Origin of the sequence: Sandaracinobacteroides sayramensis (assembly GCF_022014495.1) — a bacterium.
Taxonomy (GTDB): Bacteria; Pseudomonadota; Alphaproteobacteria; order Sphingomonadales; family Sphingomonadaceae; genus Sandaracinobacteroides; species Sandaracinobacteroides sayramense.
In genome coordinates this window covers 100,845-116,689 of sequence record NZ_JAKLSQ010000001.1, presented here as the reverse complement: position 1 = coordinate 116,689, position 15,845 = coordinate 100,845, and the positions used below count along the sequence as shown (strand labels likewise).

General features: G+C 67.4%; 14 protein-coding genes. 13 read left to right on the top strand and 1 reads right to left on the bottom strand.

Features of this window, described 5'->3' with window-relative positions; all coding sequences use genetic code 11:
• Positions 1-160 precede the first annotated feature (160 nt).
• Positions 161-847, bottom strand: a complete 687-nt coding sequence (locus L6Q21_RS00420; protein WP_237828402.1) for a squalene/phytoene synthase family protein — start codon at positions 845-847, stop codon at positions 161-163.
• A gap of 298 nt (positions 848-1,145) precedes the next feature.
• On the opposite strand from L6Q21_RS00420, the gene L6Q21_RS00415 reads away from it, so the two are divergent.
• The 13 genes from L6Q21_RS00415 (at position 1,146) to L6Q21_RS00355 (ending at position 15,499) form a co-directional block, all read left to right on the top strand.
• Positions 1,146-2,372, top strand: a complete 1,227-nt coding sequence (locus tag L6Q21_RS00415) for an NAD(P)/FAD-dependent oxidoreductase (protein ID WP_237828400.1) — start codon at positions 1,146-1,148, stop codon at positions 2,370-2,372.
• A complete protein-coding gene (locus L6Q21_RS00410; protein WP_237828932.1) occupies positions 2,372-3,547 on the top strand; it encodes a M24 family metallopeptidase in 1,176 nt (391 codons plus the stop codon). Before L6Q21_RS00415 ends, L6Q21_RS00410 begins: the two co-directional genes overlap by 1 nt.
• 43 nt (positions 3,548-3,590) lie before the next feature.
• Entirely contained in the window at positions 3,591-5,162 is a 1,572-nt protein-coding gene (locus tag L6Q21_RS00405; RefSeq protein WP_237828399.1) for an aldehyde dehydrogenase (NADP(+)), read from the top strand.
• 112 nt (positions 5,163-5,274) lie between these two features.
• Positions 5,275-5,982: a hypothetical protein gene (locus L6Q21_RS00400; protein ID WP_237828398.1), complete on the top strand. Its 708-nt coding sequence runs from the start codon at positions 5,275-5,277 to the stop codon at positions 5,980-5,982.
• On the top strand, positions 5,979-6,650 hold the full coding sequence (locus L6Q21_RS00395) for an energy transducer TonB family protein (protein WP_237828397.1): 672 nt from the start codon (positions 5,979-5,981) through the stop codon (positions 6,648-6,650). Before L6Q21_RS00400 ends, L6Q21_RS00395 begins: the two co-directional genes overlap by 4 nt.
• A 35-nt stretch (positions 6,651-6,685) precedes the next feature.
• Positions 6,686-7,237: an RNA polymerase sigma factor gene (locus L6Q21_RS00390; protein WP_237828396.1), complete on the top strand. Its 552-nt coding sequence runs from the start codon at positions 6,686-6,688 to the stop codon at positions 7,235-7,237.
• Between the two features lie 17 nt (positions 7,238-7,254).
• On the top strand, positions 7,255-8,208 hold the full coding sequence (locus L6Q21_RS00385) for a FecR family protein (RefSeq protein WP_237828395.1): 954 nt from the start codon (positions 7,255-7,257) through the stop codon (positions 8,206-8,208).
• A gap of 82 nt (positions 8,209-8,290) precedes the next feature.
• Positions 8,291-9,100 (top strand): helix-turn-helix transcriptional regulator, encoded by an 810-nt coding sequence (locus tag L6Q21_RS00380; protein ID WP_237828393.1) that lies wholly within the window; start codon positions 8,291-8,293, stop codon positions 9,098-9,100.
• Between the two features lie 213 nt (positions 9,101-9,313).
• Positions 9,314-11,032 (top strand): ShlB/FhaC/HecB family hemolysin secretion/activation protein, encoded by a 1,719-nt coding sequence (locus L6Q21_RS00375; RefSeq protein ID WP_237828391.1) that lies wholly within the window; start codon positions 9,314-9,316, stop codon positions 11,030-11,032.
• A 9-nt stretch (positions 11,033-11,041) separates the two neighbouring features.
• Entirely contained in the window at positions 11,042-12,739 is a 1,698-nt protein-coding gene (locus L6Q21_RS00370) for a DUF2341 domain-containing protein (RefSeq protein ID WP_237828390.1), read from the top strand.
• Positions 12,740-12,752: 13 nt separating this feature from the next.
• Positions 12,753-13,160 carry an ExbD/TolR family protein gene (locus tag L6Q21_RS00365; RefSeq protein ID WP_237828387.1) on the top strand — a complete coding sequence of 136 codons (408 nt, stop codon included), beginning with the start codon at positions 12,753-12,755 and terminating at the stop codon, positions 13,158-13,160.
• 19 nt (positions 13,161-13,179) lie between these two features.
• Positions 13,180-13,872 carry a hypothetical protein gene (locus L6Q21_RS00360; RefSeq protein WP_237828386.1) on the top strand — a complete coding sequence of 231 codons (693 nt, stop codon included), beginning with the start codon at positions 13,180-13,182 and terminating at the stop codon, positions 13,870-13,872.
• Between the two features lie 34 nt (positions 13,873-13,906).
• Positions 13,907-15,499 carry a putative porin gene (locus tag L6Q21_RS00355; RefSeq protein WP_237828385.1) on the top strand — a complete coding sequence of 531 codons (1,593 nt, stop codon included), beginning with the start codon at positions 13,907-13,909 and terminating at the stop codon, positions 15,497-15,499.
• Positions 15,500-15,845: the final 346 nt, after the last annotated feature.

Here is a 15,845-nt window from a genome sequence, read left to right as displayed (position 1 = left end):
TTTCCGGAAAAGCGCGACAAGCCGACCCCGCTGGCGCGCCTAGCAGGCTTTGCGCCGATGGCAAACCGTGCAGCTTTGGAACGGGCAGTTGCATAAATGCAACATATTGGGCGATCGCCCTGTTCATCTTCGCCGCCGCCCGGGTGCGAGACGAATCAGCTTAGCGGTGGCTCAGAGCTGCCCGGAGCATATTCCATTGCCGCCCAGGCGAAGCGGCCGCTCGCAGGCTTTTCCCGGCGGACAGGCGCGACCAGTCCTCGGCGGCCAGCGCATCCAATGTGCGCAGCGCTGCCGGGAGCGGGGAAATCGCTCGGCAAGGGAAGACGGGCGGCGACATGGCGCCGACCCGGGCTTCCGCTTGCCCCCAGCCGCCGCGCCAGAAGCGGGCGAGCGCCCAGCGACTGCCGGCGGCGCCGGCGTCCAGCCGCTCCGCCTGCGTGAGCGGCCGTTGCAGCAGCACGCCGAGCAGCGGCTCGAACAGCGCGGCCCCCCGAGCATGTGCCATGGCCAGCGGATCGAGAGGGCCCTGGGTGAGCAGCGGCAGGAAAGCCTCTTCCAGGCGGGTAAGGGCGGCGAGGTCGAGGCCGGGGGAAGTGGTCGCCGCCGCTTCGAGTGCCCGCAGCAGGGGCTGGCCCGGCGCTGCGCGGCCGGCGGCGAGCTTCTCCAACTGCTCGCGCCACCAGGCGAGGCGAATCTCGGCCAGCATCGGCTCCTTCGCTTCCGCGACGATCCGCTGCTGCTCCAGATCATAGGCGTGCAGCGCCAGAAGCGAGTCGCGAACCTCGCGCGGCGCCCACAGGACGGAGAGCCAGCGCTCCCTGTCCCTTGCCTTCAACTCTTCGATCATCACCGGGTCCAAGGCGTCATCCACCCCAGCGGGGAAGCCGTGGCCTCGTCCTTGTCTTGTTCTGCCGCATGCCGTTCGAAGCCTGGCCTGATTGTCGCCCGAGGGCAATGGCTGGAAATCGCCCTGCGCGGCGGGCGCCCGGATCGAGGACATGCGCGGCGCCCGGATCGTCCAGTCCGGTGGGCCTGCTTCGTGACCGCCGGGAAAACCCCATTGCAGCCGATCGCATGGTCTATCCCCTGTTTGACTTTGAATATTGTATACGATAATCCTTCTTCATGCTAAATGGGGGAGACCGGTGAGCCGCATTCTGGTGATCGGCGGCGGTGTCGTCGGCTTGTGCAGCGCCCTTGTTCTGGCCCGCGCCGGGCATGAAGTGACGGTGCTGGATGCCGACGAGGCACGGCAGGCGGCCTCCTGGGGCAATGCCGGGCATATCGCCACCGAACAACTGGCCCCGCTCGCATCGCCGGCGACGCTTCTGGGGGCGTGGAAGCGGCAGTTCGCCGCCGGCGGCCCGATCGACCTGCCGCTTCGCTTCGCACCGGACTGGCTGCCCTTTGCCATGCGCTTCGTCGCGGCCAGCAGCCTTGACCGTTTCGAGCAGGGCCGCGCGGCGCTTGCCGCGCTTCTGATGGACTCGCTTCCCGCCTGGCGCAGGCTGTTGGCGGCAGTGGGCCGGCCCGACCTGTTGCGGGAATCCGGGCATCTGGTCGCCTGGGAAAGCGAGGCTTCGGCGGCCAGCGGACGCGCGGCCTGGATGCAGGCGGATACCGGCACGGCCCGCGTTCGGGATGCGACAGCCGCCGATCTGGCGCGAATCCGGGGCCTTTCCACTCAGGCTGTCGCGGGCGCCGTTCGCTTCGAGGGCAGCGCCCAGATTTCCGATCTTTCGCAACTGGCCGATGCGCTGGAATGTGCGCTGCTGGCCGCCGGCGGAACCATCGTGCGCGGGCGCGCCGAAGTGGTGATGCAGGGCCGCCGCGCCACGGTTGCCGGCTTCCCCGCCGATCTGCTGCTGGTTGCGGCCGGCGCGCGCAGCGCGGCGCTTGTCGCGCCCGCCGGCCACAAGGTGCCGCTGATCGCCGAGCGCGGCTACCATATCCGGGGCGGCGCGAGCCGCTGGCCGGCGGACATGCCGCCGCTGGTGTTCGAGGATCGCTCGATGATCGTCACCCGCTATGCCGATCGGCTGCAGGCGGCGGGCTTCGTGGAATTCGCCCCCCTGGAAGCGCCGGCCGACCCGCGCAAATGGCAGCGGCTGGAAGCGCATGTGCAGGCGCTCGGCCTGCCGATCGACGGCCCGTTCAGCCACTGGATGGGCGCCCGCCCGACCTTGCCAGATTATCTGCCGGCCATCGGCCGCTCGCCGCGCGCGTCCAACCTGCTCTATGCCTTCGGCCACCAGCATCTGGGGTTGACTCTGGCGGCCGTCACGGCGGAGCAGATAGGCGCGCTGGTGGAAGCGCGGGCGCCGGCTGTGGATTTGCAGCCGTTCGACCTTGCCCGTTTCGGAGGATGCTGATGATTGGTGGCTCGACGGCGGAAGCCGAACTGGCGTCCCTTTCCCCCTGGGCGCGGCCCGCGCCCGCCATCGCCCGCGCGGAGCGGGACGGGCGGCTGGCGCGCGCCCGCGAAGGGCTGGGGCGGATGGGTGCCGACGCGCTGCTGGTGAACGCCGGGCCGAGCCTGCGCTACTTAACCGGGGTCGGCTGGGGCGCGACCGAGCGGCTGGTGGCGCTGCTGTTGCCGGCTTCGGGCCAGCCGATCCTGATCTGCCCGGCCTTCGAGCTGGGCTCGCTGCAGGCGGAACTGGCGATCGACTCCGATATCCGCCTTTGGGAAGAAGATGAAAGCCCGACGGAGCTTGTCGCCGATGCGCTGGCGCCCGGCGCCACGCTGGCGCTGGACCCGCTTCTGAACTTCGGGGCCGCCCGCCGGCTGGGCGAAAGGCTGCGGATCGTCGACGGGGCGGCGATCATCGACGGGCTGCGCATGCGGAAGTCTCCGGCGGAACTGGCGCTGATGCAGCAGGCGAAGGACATGACGCTGGAAGTCCATCGCCGCGCCGCGCGCATCCTGGCCCCGGGTATCCGCGCCAGCGAGGTGAAGCGCTTCATCGACGCCGCGCACCGGGCGCTCGGCGCGTCCGGCTCTTTCTTCTGCGCGGTGCAGTTCGGTTATGCCACCGCCTTTCCCCACGGCCTTCCGGGCGACCAGCAGCTGGAGGAGAAGCAGTTGGTGCTGATCGACACCGGCTGCACCATCGAGGGTTATCATTCGGACATCACCCGCACCTACGCCTTCGGCGCGGTGAGCGACGAGGTGCGCGACCTCTGGGCGCTGGAAAAGGCCGCGCAGGCCGCCGCCTTCGAAGCCGCGAAGCCGGGTGAGACGTGTGAAAGCGTGGACCATGCCGCGCGGGCGGTGCTGGAGAAGGCGGGCCTAGGCCCCGATTACCGGCTGCCCGGCCTGCCGCACCGCACCGGCCATGGAATCGGCTTGGCCATCCACGAGCCCGCCTATCTGGTGCGCGGCGACAGGACGCTTCTGGCCGAAGGCATGTGCTTTTCCAACGAGCCGATGATCGTGGTGCCAAACCGCTTCGGCATCCGGCTGGAGGACCATTTCCATGTGACCGCGACCGGCGCGAAATGGTTCACCGAGCCGCAGGTCTCGCTGGAACGGCCCTTTTCCTGAACTGGCGTCGGGAACGCGGAACATCTTCAAGGAGTGCGCAGATATGTTGAATGGCGATCTGTTCATAGGCGGCGAGCGCCGCGCGGCCGGCAGGCGCTTCCGCGCCTATGATCCGGGCAAGGGCGCGGAAATCCCCGAGCCGGCCTTCGCCGAAGCAACCGCTCTGGATGTCGCCGACGCCTGCGCCCGCGCCGAGGCCGCCTTCGAGGCCTATTCCAGCCGTCCGCTGGCCGAACGCGCCGCCTTTCTGGAGGCCGTCGCCACGCGCATCGAGGCTTTGGGCGATGCGCTGCTGGAACGCGCGCAGGCGGAAAGCGGGCTGCCCCTGGCCCGGCTTCAGGGCGAACGCGGCCGCACCTGCGGCCAGTTGCGCCTGTTTGGGAAGGAAGTGCTGGAAGGCGGCTGGCAGGGCCTCAGGATCGACGAGGCGGATGCGGCGCGCGTGCCGCCCAAGCCCGATCTGCGCCTGCGCCACGTGCCGCTCGGCCCGGTGGCGGTGTTCGGCGCATCCAACTTCCCCCTCGCCTTTTCGACCGCCGGCGGCGACACGGCCTCGGCGCTTGCCGCCGGCTGCCCGGTGGTGGTGAAGGGCCACCCCGCCCACCCCGGCACCTCGGAACTGGTGGCCATCGCTTTCGAGGAAGCCATTCGGGAAACCGGGATGCCGGCGGGCGTCTTCAGCCTGCTCCAGGGGGCCTCTAACGACATCGGCGCGGCGCTGGTCGCGGATCCGCGGATCGCCGCCGTCGGCTTCACCGGCTCGCGCGCCGGCGGCACGGCGCTGATGCGGATCGCCGCCGCCCGGCCGGTGCCGATCCCGGTCTATGCGGAAATGTCGGCGGTCAATCCGGTGGTCCTGCTGCCGCAGGCGCTGAAGGCGCGCGGGGCGGCATTGGCGCAGGGCTTCGTCGCCTCGCTCACCATGGGGGCGGGCCAGTTCTGCACCAACCCCGGGCTGCTGCTGGCTCTGGCCGGACCAGAGCTGGACGCGTTTCTGGCCGATGCCGGCGGGCATGTCTCCACCGCTCCGGCGCAGGTGATGCTGTCGGCCGGAATTCACGCCGCCTATGAGCGGGGCAAGGCCGAACTCGCCGGCAGCGCCGGCATGCGGCAGGTGGCGCAAGGGCAGGCGGACAGCGCCCCCAACCGGGGCGCGGCCGGGCTTTTCACCATGACCGGCGCCGAGCTTCTGGCCGATCCGGAACGGGCGCACGAAATCTTCGGCGCCACGTCGCTGGTGGTCGCCTGCGCCGACGAGGCGGAGCTTCTGGCGGTGCTGCGCGCGCTGGAAGACCAGTTGACCGCCACGCTGCACGCCGATGCGCAAGACCTGGAGGCCGCGCGCCGCCTGCTGCCCACATTGGAGCGCAAGGCCGGCCGCATTCTCGCCAACGGCTGGCCGACAGGTGTGGAAGTGACGCACGCCATGGTGCATGGCGGCCCTTTCCCGGCCACTTCCGATGGGCGCAGCACGTCCGTCGGCACATTGGCGATCGAGCGTTTCCTGCGCCCCGTCTGCTATCAGGACCTGCCCGAAGCGCTGTTGCCTGAGGCCTTGCGAGGGGAAGGCGCCGCGGGCATCCCCCTGCGGCTGAACGGCACGCGCCGCCTGTAGGGTCTTGCGAAGCTTTGGCGGAACAGAGTCACGCCATATACGTCAATTTGTAATCCAGAGGCCATAAAGCGGCTTCAATCGAGAGCCTCGGTTCAGGGTTGCGATTCGCTGGATGAAGATTCTTGCTCAGCGTGGCGGGAGAGTGGTTGCCAGCCTGCTTTTGGCGCTGGCGCTGCACTCGCACGCCTCGGCGACGGACTTGGCGCCGGAGGAAGACGTGCGGCCATCCGCAGCGCGTTCACCCAGCATCCGCGCCGCGCGCACGGTCGTTGCCGGGCAGCCGCTGGCCGAAGCCTTGCGCCGCTTCGCGTTGAAGAGCGGCTATGATGTGGTCTTCGCCGAGGAACTGGTGCGCGATCATCGCGCCGGGCCGGTTTCCGCTGCCCGTTCCCCCTATGAAGAGCTCGTCCAGATGCTGGCCGGAACGGGTCTCGCGCCGCGCTTCACCCGGCGGGACGCTTTCATCGTCGAGCCGCAGCAGGCGCCGCAAGCGGCCGATCTGGTGCTGCAGCAGGTCGATATTCTCGCCTCGCCCTTCGCATCCGGCGACGACGCCTATCGCTGGTATGGCGAAAAGCTGCTGCAATCGATTCTGGGTCTGCTGCGGCGCTCGGGCGAGTTGGGCACGCGCTCCTATGATTTCACCCTTTACGTCTGGCTTTCCGACGAAGGGCGCGTGGTCGACCTGAGCGGCTATGAAGTCACACGCGACGAAGGCGCGCTGACGCTGGCGAAGCCGATGCTGACGGGGCTTTTCGTGGGCACGCCGCCGCCTTCCAACATGCCGCAGCCCGTTGTGCTGAGGATCATCGCGCAATGATCGCAACGAGCGGGCCGGCGCCGGCGCCGGCATATGCCGCGGGCGCGCGTTCGCGCCGGGCGACGGCTGTGCTGGCGGTGCTGGCGCTGCATGCCGCGCCGGCGCTGCTGATGCTGAACGGGGTCGGCCTGTCCGGCGCCCGGGGGCGCGGCGGGGCGGAAAGCGGCGAGGCTTTGGTGCTGATGGATGTGGCCTCGATCCGGGAGGAAGCCCCGGCGCAGGAGGCGAGCAAGGCCGCGCCGCCGCCGGTCGGCCGGGAAAGCGCCGAGGCGGACGAGGCGAAACCCGTTCCGGCCCACGCCGGCATCGATGGCGATACGGGCACCACGCTGTTCGAACAGCAGCTGGCGCAGGCCATCAGCGACGACCCTTCCGCCGGAGGGGGCGCGCTGGACTATGCGATCATCCTGCGCCGGCATCTGGAAGAACATGGAAGGAACCTGCGGGAGCAGGCGCGGCTGCGCGGCTCGCGCCTGGCGACGCTCAGGGTCCGCATCGACAGGGAAGGGCGGGTGCTCGATGCCCGCGTGCTGCGCGCGGCCGGGGCCGAAACGGGCGAACTGGCGCTGGCGACTCTGTGGCGGGCCGACCCGCTTCCGGCGGTGCCGGCAACGCTTCCGGCCCCGCTGGAAGTGGATGTGCCGATGCGCGTGAGATTGCCGGGATGACCGAAACGCCAGCCAGCCCATGGTGCGCCTGACGAATGTCGCGCAGCCTCCTCGACCGCTTCCTGCTTCTTTATCCGGACTTCCGAGAGCGCCTTCGCCGGCATCTGGGCTCGGCCGACCTTGCCGACGAGGCGCTGAGCGAAGTCTATGTGAAGCTCAGCACGACGGACAAGAGCTATGCCGTGCGCGACGAGCCGGCCTATCTCTTCCGGCTGTCCCTCAACACCGCCTTCGATCTCAACCGCTCGGCGCGCCGGCTCGCCACCATGGAGCAGATCGAAACGGTGCTCGACCTGTCCGACCCCTCCCCCGGGGCCGGCCGCAGCGCCGAAGCCCGGCAGGAGGTGGCGCGGCTGGAGCAGGCGATCGCCACGCTGACCGAGCGGCGGCGCAATATCCTGATCGCCGCCCGCATCCATGGCCGTTCCTGCCGGGAGATCGCCGGCGAGCTCGGCCTTTCCACCCGCACCGTGGAAATGGAGCTGCGCAGCGCGCTGGAGCATTGCGCCGAGCATCTGAACCGGAAAAACAACAAGGGAATGGGGAAGGATTTCGCTAATGACCGCCGCAAAACGTCTATTCATTGAAACGTGAAGCCCATTTCATGAAACTCGAAGACAACAGCCTCTCAAACTGGACGGACGCCGATGTGACGGCCCGTGCCTGGCTTGTGCGCCTGAAATCGGGCGAGGCGACCGTGGGCGAACTCGACGATCTCGCCAGTTGGCGTGCCCGGGACGCGGAGAATGAGCAGTCGTTCCGCCGCGCCCTCCATCTGTGGGAGAATCTGGGGCCGGCGCTGGGCGCAGATACGGCGCAACCCATGGTCGCCAGGCAATCGGGCCTGTCGCGCCGGGCGCTGCTGGGCGGCGGCGCCGGCCTTGCCGCGGCATCGGTTGCGGTGCTGCTGGTCGGCGGCAATTCCAGCCCAGCCAATGCGCGCGTCTATGAAACCCGCAAGGGCGAACGGCAGGCCCTGCGGCTGGGGGACAGAATCGGCGTCGAGCTGAACACGGATTCCCGCATCAGCTATTGGGCGGATGCCGTGCAGCCGCGCGTGGAGCTGGACCGCGGCGAAGTCGTCGTGAACGCCGACTGCCGGGACGGCCAATTGCTGCTGACCCATGCCGGCAATGTCGAGGTGCAGGCCCGAAAGGCGCGTTTCCTTCTCCGGCTGGACAAGACAGGCGCGCGCATCAGCTGCCTGGACGGCGAACTGCGCGTGCGTTCGGGGGAAGCGACCCACCATCTGCGGACGGGAAGCCGCCTCGATTTCCGCAAGGGCGTCGAGACGCCGGAACCGCAGCAGGTGCAGGCCAGCGAACTCGCCTGGCAGCGCGACCTGCTGGTCTTCAAGGATCGGCCGGCGGGCGAAGTGGTGGCGGAACTGAACCGCTACCGCCCCGGGCATGTCTATCTGACGGGCCGGCAGGCCGAGGTACCGATCAGCGGCGTCATCCATCTGGACCGGGCCGATCTCGCCGTCGAGCATATCGCCCGCTCGCTGGATATGAAGGTGTCGCGCCTGCCCGGCGGGATAGCGGTGCTGCGCGGCTGAGCGGAGGCATCCAACGAAAAGTCGCGCACTTATTTTTCGCGTTTCAGACCCCGGTTTCGTCTTACAGACAAAGGGGGTCGCAATGTCGTCCAGCAGTGCAGCATCTGAATGGGAAAGGGCGTCCGGTCTGCAGGCCGATCTGGCTCTCGCCCAGTCGCCGCATGAGGCATTCCACATGCTCGCGGCCTGCCTTTGCGACGATGGCCGCTCCGATCTGACGTTGCAGATAGAAGGGCATGGCCAGTCGGCCCGCTCTGGCGGCACGCGCTGGTCCACCCATGGCATTGCGCTGCTGGCGCGGCTGGACAGCCTGGGCTTCGGCGATCACGATCCCGTCCACCGCTATGCCCGTCGCTCGCTGGACCCGTTCCTTTGGACGACGCAGCAATGGCCGGGCCCCCGGACTCCGGCGGCACGCGACTTGATGCGCGGCCTGCAGGATCTGTCGATGGAAGCGGGGATCACGGTTGCCGTCTGGGGGCGGGGCGGAAGGGTGGCGATCGCCACCCTGTCGGGCCGCGCCGCCGACATGCTGCGGCGGTGGGACGGGCTTCGCGAGGATTTCCTCATCCTTTCCGTCCTCGCGGTCCGCACGATCGAGCGCCTCTCCCTGGTGCGGGAGCGGGAGAAGCTGACCGCGCGCGAGATGGAGATACTGGAACTGGCGGCCCAGGGCTTCACCACGACCGCCATAGCCCGGCAATTGTCGGTGGTGGAGCAGACGGTGAAATTCCACTTCCGGGGCATCCGGGAGAAGCTGAACGTCCGCAGCCGCGCGGAAGCCATCGCGCGCTTCGCGGTCATGGATACCGGCGCGGTGGCGCCGGATGTGCGGTTGCGTAGAAAGTCCTCGGGCGCATCCCAGGAGCCAGAGGCGCGAAATATGGGCTGAATGCCCGAAGTTATTGTTTGCGTATATTTAAATTACTTTCATCCGGCACATGAATATGTGTCGGATAAACTCGTTTGTATTGGTGAAATGCTGAATATCTATGCTTTGGGTATAGTATTTCTGGTGAAACAATAGGCCAATATTGCGCTGCAAATCGGCTCCGAATCGGGGGCGTTGATTTCGCAAATCCTCTTGGGAGCGGGCGCAATAGTGATGGTTCTACCAATGACAGGTGGGCGGCTGCATCGGGTTCGGCGGGGCGCGCTTGCGACGCTGACAGGAGTCGCCGGGTTCGCGCTGGTGGGCGCGGCGCAGCCGGCAATGGCCGAGCAGGCGGCGGACGCTTCGGCGCCGGAGGCGGAGTTCCGCTTCGACGTCATGGAATATGTGGTGCGCGGCAACACGGTGCTGAAGCCGGCGGAGATCCAGCGCGTGCTGATGCCGCATGCCGGCTACCAGAAGAGTGTGCCGGATGTGGAGGTCGCGCGGGCCGAGCTGGAAAAGGCCTATCGCGACCGCGGCTATGCAACCGTCGTCGTCGAAATTCCGCAACAGGATGTGGCCGGCGGTATCCTGGAACTGCTGGTCACGGAAGGGCGCGTGGGCCAGGTGCGCGTGACCGGCGCCGACTTCGTCCGCCCCAGCGAGGTGAAGGCGGCGATCCCCAGCCTGAAGCCCGGCACGGTTCCCAATGTGCCGCTGCTGCAGCAGGAGCTTTCCACCGCCAACGCCCGCACCACCCGCACGATCACACCCGAGTTCAAGGCCGGCGCCGCGCCGGGCACCGTCGATGTCGATCTGGCGGTGGACGACAAGAAACCCTGGGGTTTGAGCGCCGAGCTGAACGACCAGTATAACCGCTCGACCGAGCGGCTGCGGATGAACCTGTCGGCGAATTACGACAATCTCTGGCAGGCGGGCCACAGCGCCAACATCTTCTTCCAGACCGCGCCGCAGGACTTCGACCAGATCCAGGTCTTCTCCGGCTCCTATTACGCGCCCATCGGCTACAGCCGCACCAGCCTGCTCGCCTATGTCGTCAATTCCAACACCGACGTGGCGACGGTCGGCGGCCTCACCGTGCTCGGCAATGGTCTGACGATCGGCGGCCGGGTGATGCACAGCATCGGCAATTCGCCGGCGGGCACGGTGCAGTCGCTGCTGTTCGGTGTCGACTATAAGGATTATCTCGACCAGATCGGCCTGACCGACCCGGAAACGGGCGAGGAAATGACCTTCGACACCCCGGTGCGCTACCTGCCGTTCACCGCGCAGTATCGCTGGCTGGGCGGCAACACCAGGTCGAACGGCGAATTCAGCATCGGCGCCACCTTCGCCTTCGACGGGCTGGTCGGCCGCCAGGAGGAATTCGGCGGCAGGCCCGACAATCCGCTGACGCCCGGCGTCAATGAAGCGGTGGTCGGCAAGCGCGACGGGGCGGAAGCGAGCTTCATCTATTTCCATGGCAGCGGCGCCTACAACCGCAAGCTGTCGGAAGCGGTCGACCTGAAGGCGGCGCTGAACTGGCAGCTTTCCCCGACCCCGCTCATTTCCAACGAGCAGTTCGTGCTCGGCGGCGCCGGCAGCATTCGCGGCTACCGCGAGGCCGAGACGCTCGGCGACAGCGGCGCCCGCCTCTCGCTCGAGCTGGGCTACAGGATTCCCGTCGACGCGGCGGGCAAGGTGGACTGGCGGGTCGCCGCCTTCGTGGAAGGCGGGCACGCCTGGATCGAGAATCCGCTGCCGGAAGAAAAGGCCAAATTCTGGCTGGGCGGGATCGGGATCACCAGCTCGATCGACATCTTCAAGAATCTCTACGGGCAGGTCGACCTTGCCTACCGGCTGAACGACGACCCCTCCTCTTCGGGGGAAAAGGGGCCGGACGACCTGGCCGGCATGCGCGTGCATTTCAAAGTTGGCGTGAAATACTGAGGAAATAGAATGAAAAAGCTGATTTCCGGCGCGGCGATCGCCGCCCTCGGTTGGCTGGCCCTTTCCGGCCCTGCCCTTGCCGAAAATGAAGATGCTGCCTGGCTCGACGACAAGCTCGCGGTCCGCAAGGAGATCGTCGTGAAGCCGGGCGCCGGCGGCGCCGGGCTGGATGCGAAGACGGCCGTCTTCCCCTTCATGCTGCGGCTTTCGACGCAGACCTTTGCCTTCAATGATGTGAAGCCCGACGGCTCCGACCTGCGCGTCGCCGGGCCGAACGGCGAGCGTGTCGACCATTATGTCGAGAATTTCGACCCTGAGGCCGGCCTCGCCACCATCTGGGTGAAGGGCGTGAACTTCGATCCCGCCGCTTCCGCCACCTACCAGCTCTATTATGGCGGGGACGTGCCTTCGACGGCCAATCCGTCGAGCGTGTTCGACGCTTCCGACGTGCTGGCGGTCGACTTTTCGGGCGCGGCCCCCAAGGACCGCACCCGCAACAACAACCAGGTGACGACCGTGCCGACTGCGCCGGGCTTCGCCGGCCAGTCCGCGCGCTTCTCGGGTTCGGAGGTCTTCCGCGTCACGGGCTCCTCCAGTCTGAATATCGCCGGACGGCCCTTCACCTGGATGGCCTGGGTGAAGCCGGAAGGCCCGTCGAACGGCAGCATCGTCGATCGGCCCGGCTCCTTCTCCATCGCGCTGGCCGGGCTTACCCCTTCCGCCAGTGTCGGCGGCGTGCCCATCGCCTCCAATGCGGCGCTGACGGCCGGAAGCTGGAACCATGTCGCGCTGGTCGCCGGCGAAGACGGCAAGGCGACGCTGTTCGTGAACGGCAAGCCGGCCGGCCAGGCTTCCGCGCCGCTGCCGGCGCAGCAGGGCGACATCGCCGTCGGCCAGGGCTTCACCGGCCAGATCGACAATATCCGCTTCTCCGCCGCCGCCCGCAGCCCCGGCTACGTGCAGGCGGTCGCCAATTCGGAGAACGGCCGCGGCCTCGTCACCTTCGGCGCCGAGCAGCAGAAGAAGGGCCATTTCGAGCTTTCCTACTTCGTCACCGTCGTCAAGAATGTCACGATCGAAGGCTGGCTGGTGATCGGGCTCTGCGCCATCCTGCTGGCGCTGGCGATCGCGGTGATGGTGCAGAAGTTCGGCCTGCTGAAGCGGATCGAAAAGGCCAACCGCAGCTTCGAGGGGGTCTATAACGGCGAAGCCAATCTCGACAGCGGCAAGCTGGGCGAGGAAGCCCGCCGGAACCCGGATTCGACGCTGTCGCAGCTTTATGCCGCCGGCCTGCAGGAAGTCACCAAGCGCTCCGCCGATGGCCGCGCCCGCTTCACTTCCTCCGGGATCGAGGCGCTGAAGGCGCGGATCGACTCCGTGACTTCGAACCAGGCCTACAGCCTCTCGGACAAGCTGGTGATCCTGACGCTGTCGATCGCCGGCGGCCCGTTCCTGGGCCTGCTGGGAACCGTGGTAGGGGTGATGATCACCTTCGCGGCGATCGCGGCGCAGGGCAATGTGAACGTGAACGCGATTGCGCCGGGTGTGGCGGCCGCCCTTCTGGCGACTGCGGCCGGCCTGCTGGTCGCGATCCCGGCGCTCTTCGCCTACAACCTGATCCTCACCCGGATCAAGCGCATCAACGCCGCCAATCGCTCGTTCGCCGACACGCTCGTCGCGCGGATCGCCGAAGAATATGGCGCCTGAGGAGGCCTGATCCATGGCCAAGGTACAAGACGAAGACGCGATCTACGACGAGATCAACGTCGTCCCCATGCTCGACCTCGCCTATGTGCTGATCGTCATCTTCATCCTGATGGCGACGGCGCAGGTGGCCGGAATCGAGCTGGATCTGCCGCAGGCGTCCAACCGCAAGACGCTGGAAGCCTCGCAGACGCAGGCGATCAGCATCAGCGCCGGCGGCGAGGTCTATCTGAACGGCGCGCCGACGACGACGCCCGAACTGGAAGCGGAAATGCGCCAGCGCTTCGCCGAGGATCCGGACGTGCCGGTCGTCATCCGCGGCGACACCAAGGCCGCCTATGGCAAGGTCGTCGAGATTCTCGACGTGCTGAAGGGCGTCGGCATCACCAAGATCGGCCTGCCGGCCGAAAAGCCGGCAAGCTGAGCGGCTGGCCGGACCGGTGATGACCGCCACTTCCCCCAGCAAAATCCCGCCCGCTCTGCGCAGGGCGGCCGGACCGGCGCTGCTGGCCCTGCTGCTCCTCGCCGGCGGCTGGTGGATCCTCAGCATGGACCGCGTCGAAGAGCGGGTGCGCAACGAGGAGGTCGAGATGTTCGACCTCGCCGTGCCGCCCCCGCCGCCTCCGCCGCCGCCCGAGATCGTGCAGCCCAAAGAGGTGGAGAAGGTGACCGTGCAGGCGGAAACCGTGCAGCGCGATCCGCTGACACCGCCCGACCCGGCCACCACCAATCCGCCGGCCGGAGACCTCACCAGCCTGATGCAGGATCCGGTGGGCGACACCGGCGCCTTCACCGGCGGCGCGCGCGGCCAGGGCGGCACCGGCAAGGGGTCGCTGATCGGCGGCACCAGCAGGGGTGGCGGCAGCAGCGCCTCGCGCGCCTACGCCGAGCTGATCCAGCGCGCCATCATGCGCCACCTCCGCCGTGAGGCGGACCTGGCCCAGGCCCAGTTCGAATTCCGGGTGAATGTCCGGGTGTCGGGCGATGGCGGGCTGGAAATCCTCGGCCTTTCCAACGTCCAGCCGCCGGCGCTGGAGGAGAAGCTCTTGCGCACGTTGCGCAGCCTCAACCGGGTCGACACGCCGCCGCCGGCGGGAATGCCGAACCAGATCACACTCCAACTCAATCAGGCGTGAACTCAGGCCTGCCAGGAAACAGGGAATAACGACAATGCCCACGAAGTGCTCCGGCCGATATCCATCCGCCCATCCGCTGCTGAGCGCGGCTGCGGCCATGGTGCTTGCCTCCATTCCCACGGGCGCCTTCGCGCAGAGCGATCCTTCCACCCGGGACATTCTGAACATCCTGGTGGAAAAGGGCGTGCTGTCGCGCGGCGATGCCGATGGCGTGCTGGCGGAAGCCCGCCGCCGCACCGAAGCGGCCGAAGGCACGGTTCGCGCCCCTTATGTGCCGGAAGCCGTGCGCGACCAGATTCGCGAGGAAGTGAAGGCCGATGTGCTGGCCACCGCCAAGTCCGAAGGCTGGGCGCAGCCCGGCGCCCTGCCGGACTGGGTCGGCAAGCTGGACATCCATGGCGATGTGCGCGTGCGCGCCGAGCATATCGCCTTCGGCAAGGCCAACACTCCGCTGATCTACGACATCAACGCCATCAACGCGGACGGCGGCTATTATGTGGATGACGTCCTGCCGCTGCGCGAAACCACCGAAAACCGCTTCCGTGCCCGTATCCGCGCCCGCCTCGGCTTCGAGGCCAGGCTGTCGGACAAGGTTGATGTCGGCTTCCGTCTGGCGACCGGCAACCTCAACGATCCGGTTTCCGCCAACATCACCATGTCGGACAATTTCCACAAGCTGACGGTCGGCCTCGATCGCGCCTATATCCGCGTCCGCCCCTTCGCGTCCGAAGGCGATTTCGCGCAAAGCAACCTTGTCTTCGGCAAGTTCGATAATCCCTTCCGCACCACGGAGCTGATCTTCGACGAGGATATCCAGTTCGAAGGCTTCGCCGCCACGCTCGACACGAAGTTGGGCGACAGCGCTTCCGCCCCGCATGTGCGCCTGACGGCGGGCGTGTTCCCGATGGAAGAGTGGGACTTCAGCAACAGCGACAAATATCTCTATGCCGCCCAGCTCGGAATCGGCGGCGCGCCGCTCGAAGGTTTCCGCTTCAACATCTCGGCCGGTTATTTCGACTTCGCCAATGTGCAGGGCCAGTTCAACACGCCGGGCACCCGCGACCATGATCACACGGCCGCTAGCCGCGTGCAGTTCGGCAACTCGGTGTTCAACCTTCGCAACGATCCCGGAATCGTCAACACGGTTCTGTTCGGCCTGGCTTCCAAGTTCCGCGTGGGCGCCTTGAACGCTGAAGCCGAGTTCGACCTGAACCCGACGCTGGTCGGCGCGGTCAATTTCGAGATCATCAAGAATTTCGGCTTCTCGAGGCGGGCGCTCACCGAGCGGCAGGTGCCGAACTCCAGCGGCGACATGGGCTGGTATCTGCGCGGCAGCATCGGCCATGCGAAGGTGACGGAAGCCAATGCCTGGAACTTCAACGCCGGCTACCGCCGCCTGGAAGCGGATTCCACGCTCGACCTCTTCGCCGACAGCGATTTCGGCCTGGGCGGCACCGACCAGAAGGGCTTCGTGGTGCAGGGCAGCTATGGCCTGGCGAAGAATCTGTGGATGCGCGGCTCCTGGTATTCAGCCCGCACCATCAATCTGAAGGATCCGGCGACGAACCTCGTCGCGCCGCCGATCGACACCGACACGGTCATGTTCGACCTCAACGCGCGCTTCTGAGGAGGGCAGGCCATGAAGAAAACATTCATCGCCCTTGCGTTCGGGCTTCTGGCCGCCCAGCCGGCCCTGGCGCAGCAATGCATCGTGAAGGAGCAGGCCGAGCAGCTGATCGCCACGCTGAAGCAGCGCAACGACCAGGTGCGCGACCTCAACGCCCAGCTTCGCGCCATGGAGGAAAAGGTCGCCGCCGCCGAGCAGGCCAGCCGCGAACTGGAAAGCGCCCGCAAGGCGCTGCAGGTCGCGGCGGACAGGAACCGCGAGCTTCGCGATCTCGGCCATGCGATCATCGCCGACTATGAGAAGATGAAGCTGGGCGGCAAGGCCGCTTCGAAAGAGCCGCTGACGC

What these genes read in the sequence shown, in the direction of transcription:
- L6Q21_RS00420 (WP_237828402.1), bottom strand. Translation starts at nt 847, where the DNA reads ATGATCGAAGAGTTGAAGGCAAGGGACAGGGAGCGCTGGCTCTCCGTC.
- L6Q21_RS00410 (WP_237828932.1), top strand. Translation starts at nt 2,372, where the DNA reads ATGATTGGTGGCTCGACGGCGGAAGCCGAACTGGCGTCCCTTTCCCCC.
- L6Q21_RS00405 (WP_237828399.1), top strand. Translation starts at nt 3,591, where the DNA reads ATGTTGAATGGCGATCTGTTCATAGGCGGCGAGCGCCGCGCGGCCGGC.
- L6Q21_RS00400 (WP_237828398.1), top strand. Translation starts at nt 5,275, where the DNA reads ATGAAGATTCTTGCTCAGCGTGGCGGGAGAGTGGTTGCCAGCCTGCTT.
- L6Q21_RS00395 (WP_237828397.1), top strand. Translation starts at nt 5,979, where the DNA reads ATGATCGCAACGAGCGGGCCGGCGCCGGCGCCGGCATATGCCGCGGGC.
- L6Q21_RS00390 (WP_237828396.1), top strand. Translation starts at nt 6,686, where the DNA reads ATGTCGCGCAGCCTCCTCGACCGCTTCCTGCTTCTTTATCCGGACTTC.
- L6Q21_RS00385 (WP_237828395.1), top strand. Translation starts at nt 7,255, where the DNA reads ATGAAACTCGAAGACAACAGCCTCTCAAACTGGACGGACGCCGATGTG.
- L6Q21_RS00380 (WP_237828393.1), top strand. Translation starts at nt 8,291, where the DNA reads ATGTCGTCCAGCAGTGCAGCATCTGAATGGGAAAGGGCGTCCGGTCTG.
- L6Q21_RS00375 (WP_237828391.1), top strand. Translation starts at nt 9,314, where the DNA reads ATGGTTCTACCAATGACAGGTGGGCGGCTGCATCGGGTTCGGCGGGGC.
- L6Q21_RS00370 (WP_237828390.1), top strand. Translation starts at nt 11,042, where the DNA reads ATGAAAAAGCTGATTTCCGGCGCGGCGATCGCCGCCCTCGGTTGGCTG.
- L6Q21_RS00365 (WP_237828387.1), top strand. Translation starts at nt 12,753, where the DNA reads ATGGCCAAGGTACAAGACGAAGACGCGATCTACGACGAGATCAACGTC.
- L6Q21_RS00360 (WP_237828386.1), top strand. Translation starts at nt 13,180, where the DNA reads ATGACCGCCACTTCCCCCAGCAAAATCCCGCCCGCTCTGCGCAGGGCG.
- L6Q21_RS00355 (WP_237828385.1), top strand. Translation starts at nt 13,907, where the DNA reads ATGCCCACGAAGTGCTCCGGCCGATATCCATCCGCCCATCCGCTGCTG.